The organism is Acetobacter sp. (genome assembly GCF_047723915.1).
Classification (GTDB): domain Bacteria; phylum Pseudomonadota; class Alphaproteobacteria; order Acetobacterales; family Acetobacteraceae; genus Acetobacter.
Window position 1 is genome coordinate 88,961 of sequence record NZ_JBDOBQ010000011.1, and the last position, 4,122, is coordinate 93,082.

At 56.6% G+C, this 4,122-nt stretch carries 3 protein-coding genes and 1 pseudogene; 1 reads left to right on the top strand and 3 read right to left on the bottom strand.

Annotation, left to right across the window (positions count from 1 at the left end; all coding sequences use genetic code 11):
- Positions 1-374: 374 nt before the first annotated feature.
- The 3 genes from ABF990_RS08215 to ABF990_RS08225 all read right to left on the bottom strand — a co-directional run bounded on the left by ABF990_RS08215 (position 375) and on the right by ABF990_RS08225 (position 3,629).
- On the bottom strand, positions 375-1,565 hold the full coding sequence (locus ABF990_RS08215; protein WP_415500430.1) for a methyl-accepting chemotaxis protein: 1,191 nt from the start codon (positions 1,563-1,565) through the stop codon (positions 375-377).
- 234 nt (positions 1,566-1,799) lie between these two features.
- Positions 1,800-2,804 carry a ferritin-like domain-containing protein gene (locus ABF990_RS08220; RefSeq protein ID WP_415492080.1) on the bottom strand — a complete coding sequence of 335 codons (1,005 nt, stop codon included), beginning with the start codon at positions 2,802-2,804 and terminating at the stop codon, positions 1,800-1,802.
- A gap of 132 nt (positions 2,805-2,936) precedes the next feature.
- Positions 2,937-3,629: an ATP-dependent Clp protease proteolytic subunit gene (locus ABF990_RS08225; RefSeq protein WP_415492081.1), complete on the bottom strand. Its 693-nt coding sequence runs from the start codon at positions 3,627-3,629 to the stop codon at positions 2,937-2,939.
- 243 nt (positions 3,630-3,872) lie between these two features.
- Between ABF990_RS08225 and ABF990_RS08230 the strand changes: the two are divergent.
- Positions 3,873-4,122: pseudogene (locus ABF990_RS08230) on the top strand (hypothetical protein); the annotation flags it as partial.

Consider the following 4,122-nt stretch of genomic DNA (forward strand, 5'->3'; position numbering starts at 1 on the left):
TCCATAACACCTCCCATGCGCGCATGGGACAACCCCTAAATTTTCATTTATCCATCCGCCACCCACAGTATGGCATCCGCTCGCGCATAGTTGAGCCAGCCCGGACTGCCAGTCGGCACAACGCAAGGGCTGCGTTATCCGGTCACAGACGTCGATCGGCCTGTGGGCAGGTTATCGGGCCAAGGGCTTTTAAGCGCATCCCGGCGCCAGGGCAGGATAGCTCACGCCTACCGGGCACGAAACCTGCATGAACAGACAGACCGACCCCGTATGGAATGCAAGCGGCCTTATCGACCTGCAACCCGCATGGCACACGCCGGTCGCGGGCAATCTTTGCCTGAACCGGAACAGTGCCACCGCTCAAGTGCTGCGGGCTATATCTGCTGGGTCAGACGCGCCAGATCCGACACATTGGAGAACAGAACGCCACAAATATCATTGGCGCGCCCCACGGTTTCATTATTGTTATGCGTAGAGCACCGCACGTCGTCCATGATGGCGTTCAGGCTGAGAATATCGTTTTTCTGGTTTTGCGCAAAAGCTTCGAATTCTTCGAACAGCAGGCTGATGTTATCGACTTTCTTGGTGATTTCCAGAAGAGCGTCGGAATTTTTGTTCATGGTTTCAAGACAGTTGCCGATCGTGGTTTTCGAATCTCCGATCAGCGAACGGATTGTCTCCAGCGATGACGACGTAACATCGGCAAGGTTACGCACTTCCTGCGCCACAACGGAAAAACCGGCCCCGTACACCCCGGCATGAGCCGCCTCGATCGACGCATTGATACCCAGAATATTGATCTGGAACGAGATGTCGCTCATGATATCGAGAATGCCACCGATATCGGACGATATTTTTGAAATATCCTTGAAGTCCTCTATCGTGTCGTTGATCTTGACGCAGGAATTTTCAATATCCTTTGTCGCAGCCTTGATATACCCATGAGATTTCGCAATTTTCGCGCATTCGCTTTCGGTATTGTTTATAATAACCTTTATTTTATCATCTGATTTTTCAAGATTCCTGTTCTGAATCCTGTTGCGTTCCGACAACCTGTCGGACTCATCCTGCAAACTGCGCGCACCTGTATTGATCGATTTTGTGGTGTTAGAAATATCCTCGAATATATCACTCAGTGTCTGGGTTTTTTCTTCCAGCACGACTGAAATCCGAGCACTATGCAGATAAGATGCCTGAAACAGGTCGAACGGCGTGGCGGTGCCGACATAAACCCCGCGATCCACAACAACAAAACCGTTATGAATATTATGGATCACGCCCTGCAATATTTTTTGCGTGAAAACGGGAATAGGCATCCGGGCATCGACAATAATAGGATTTTCATCCATCAGCAGCGTAATGGGGCGCCTGTGATACAACGCATAAGAAAACGGGCTCGACATCAGGGACAGAAAATGCTGACGGTCGATCAGCCCCAGCGGTGAACCGTCATGATCGACAACGCAGACCAGATTAACAGTCTCTTCTTCCCGGAACAGATCCATGACCGCGGCACCGCATTCGGACGGCAGTAACGTAATACCCGTCCTGGCAATGGAACCCATAAGCGCTTTAGGCACATCTCGACGTGGGAAAGACATTTTTCCGGACACAATATTGATTTAAAATACGTTAACAAAGACTAGAAGCAGCGACCCATACATTCAAATGACATATTTATTTCACGCCCCATTATGGGCGTTTCAAAAATACCGACACACAACAGGCAATAAAAAAGCGCCTGCCAACTGATGCTGGCAGGCGCTTTTGAGATAACAAAACCGGGACGGTATCTGCCGTTACTTGCGGTTGGCCTTGACAATACCGCTGGCGAATTCCCAGGCGCGCCCGGTATTACGGATTACGCGGGCCAGGAAAGGGGCCGTGGTCGGGCGCAGAAGGCGTGCATCATACCCGGAAAAACGCCGCTCATCTTCCGCCAGGCACAGATCCATGAAATCCGGCAGGGTAATATCGATATTGGCCACGTCCTTGGTGCCGGTGACCGTAAAGTTATTGTCCTGCGTGTGCTCCTGCCCGCTATCGTCAACCGTGCGGGCAAGGCTCATGCGTTCATAGGCCAGAAACGCCCAGACCGCCCAGACCTTGGCTTCGAAATACGGGCGACGCCACCACGGCATGACCGCACGCTGCCAGGCAAGCCAGTTCGCGAACAGCAGGATATGGCGACATTCCTCCTGCATGATCGGCTCGAACGTATCGGTCAGCGCTTCGGGGAAAAAACCCGAACGCTTGGCCAGTTCGAACATGCCAAAGGCAAAGAAACTGTCAACGCATTCGGAAAAACCGGTGACCAGATAAGCCCATTCGACATCTTTCGGTTCGACGTAGGGGGGCTCGGGCGCCATGGGAATGTCATAGGCCGCCACCATCTTGGACAGTACTTCCTTGTGGCGGTTTTCCTCCCACGCATTGCGCGAGATCGCATCCTTCATGTCCGGGTCCTGCACAAGGCTTGCGTAAGCCGCCATGCGTAGCCGGGCCTTGCCTTCGGTCTGGACCGCAATATCCCAGATCGGCAGCGACACAATGCGGTGCAGTGTCTGTGGGTCGAGCTTGGGCCAGTCTATGACCGATGGCCGGTAGGGGTTGAACGTTTCGCGGAACATGGCGGCCACGGCACGCTTGTGGGCCTCGGACCCCGGCTTGAGCGGGCCTGTCAGCGGACTGACCCAATGCCGTGCGTGATAGTCTGCCTGGGCCACGGCCTCCTGGTTGGGAGGGGGCGGCAGATCGTCCATGCTGTCTGGAAGTCTGGAATAAATTTCGCTCAGCGAACCCATACTGAAGGAACCTGTCTTTGGGGGACCGGGGCATGGGGGTTCAGGCGCGACTGGCCGGAACGAATGCCGCGGGGTCCGGTAATCTGGAACAGGCTGCGCCCCGGCATGTGCGGGGCGCAGCACCAATCCCGCTTAGTGCAGATCGGAAAGCTGGGAAATGATCTTGGTCACTAAACCGTAATCAATCGCTTCCTGCGCGGACATCCAGTAGTTGCGGTCCGTGTCCTTGGCGATTTTTTCGTAGCTGTGGCCGGTTTCCTTCGCGAAAAGCCGGTTCAGGCGTTCGCGCATCTTGAGGATTTCGCGTGCTTCGATGTCGATATCGGTTGCCGGGCCGCGCACACCCCCCATGGGCTGGTGCAGCAGAAAACGCGTATTGGGCAGGCAGAATCGACGTTCCTTGTGACCCGCGGCAAAAATCAGCGCGCCAGCGGATGCGACCCAGCCGGTGCCGATCATGTTCACGGGGGCAATCGAATCGACAAAGCGGATCATGTCGTGGATCGTGTCGCCACTTTCCACATGCCCGCCGGGAGAGTTGACATACACATCGATCGGCTTGTCGGAGTCACCCGCTAGAGCCAGCAGGCGACCGGTCACGTCACGCGCCACCTTGTCGTTGATCCCGCCGAAAATCAGCACCTTACGCTGTTTGAACAGCTTGTGCTCCAGTTCACCATGCGGAGCACCGGAGGATTTGCCCTCTCCCTCTTCCTTTTCAGGGGTGTCCGGGGTTTCGGGTTCGTCTTCATCGAGCCTGAAGGCATCACGGGGGAATGGTCCCGGCATTGCTGTCTCCGCACATTGTTTTGTGTCTGTGTTCATACCGCTATCCTGCTCCCCCGTAACGTGCCTGCCAAGGGGCAATTACCCACTATCTCGCCAGCGGGCGGGGAAAGGGCTAAGGTGCGGCCTGTCCTTACCCGATCGTGCAGGAGTACCCGCCCGGCCATGCCGCAGCCTCGCCCAGACCAGACACAGCCCGGGGCTACGCCACGCACCGGCCAGCGGACAAAGCGGGCCGGGACGGGCCAGAACCGGCGTGCGGACACGCACGCATGCGCACCCGTGGCATCTGGCCGAACGGAGCTGCCTTTTGTTCTGGCCTGGCTGCGTAACGCCGTCTTCCTGCCCGCACCGGCGGCACGGCTTGCAGCGACCGGGCTTGTGGCCACACTTTTCGCGGGCGGCTGCCATCATCAGGACCCGGTGGATGCCACGTTCGACTGGGTGCACCACATGCGTGGCGGCGCAATTGCCACACAACGGCCGCCCCCGCCCGGCCGGTACGACCCCTACCCCCTGGTAGGGCTGACCC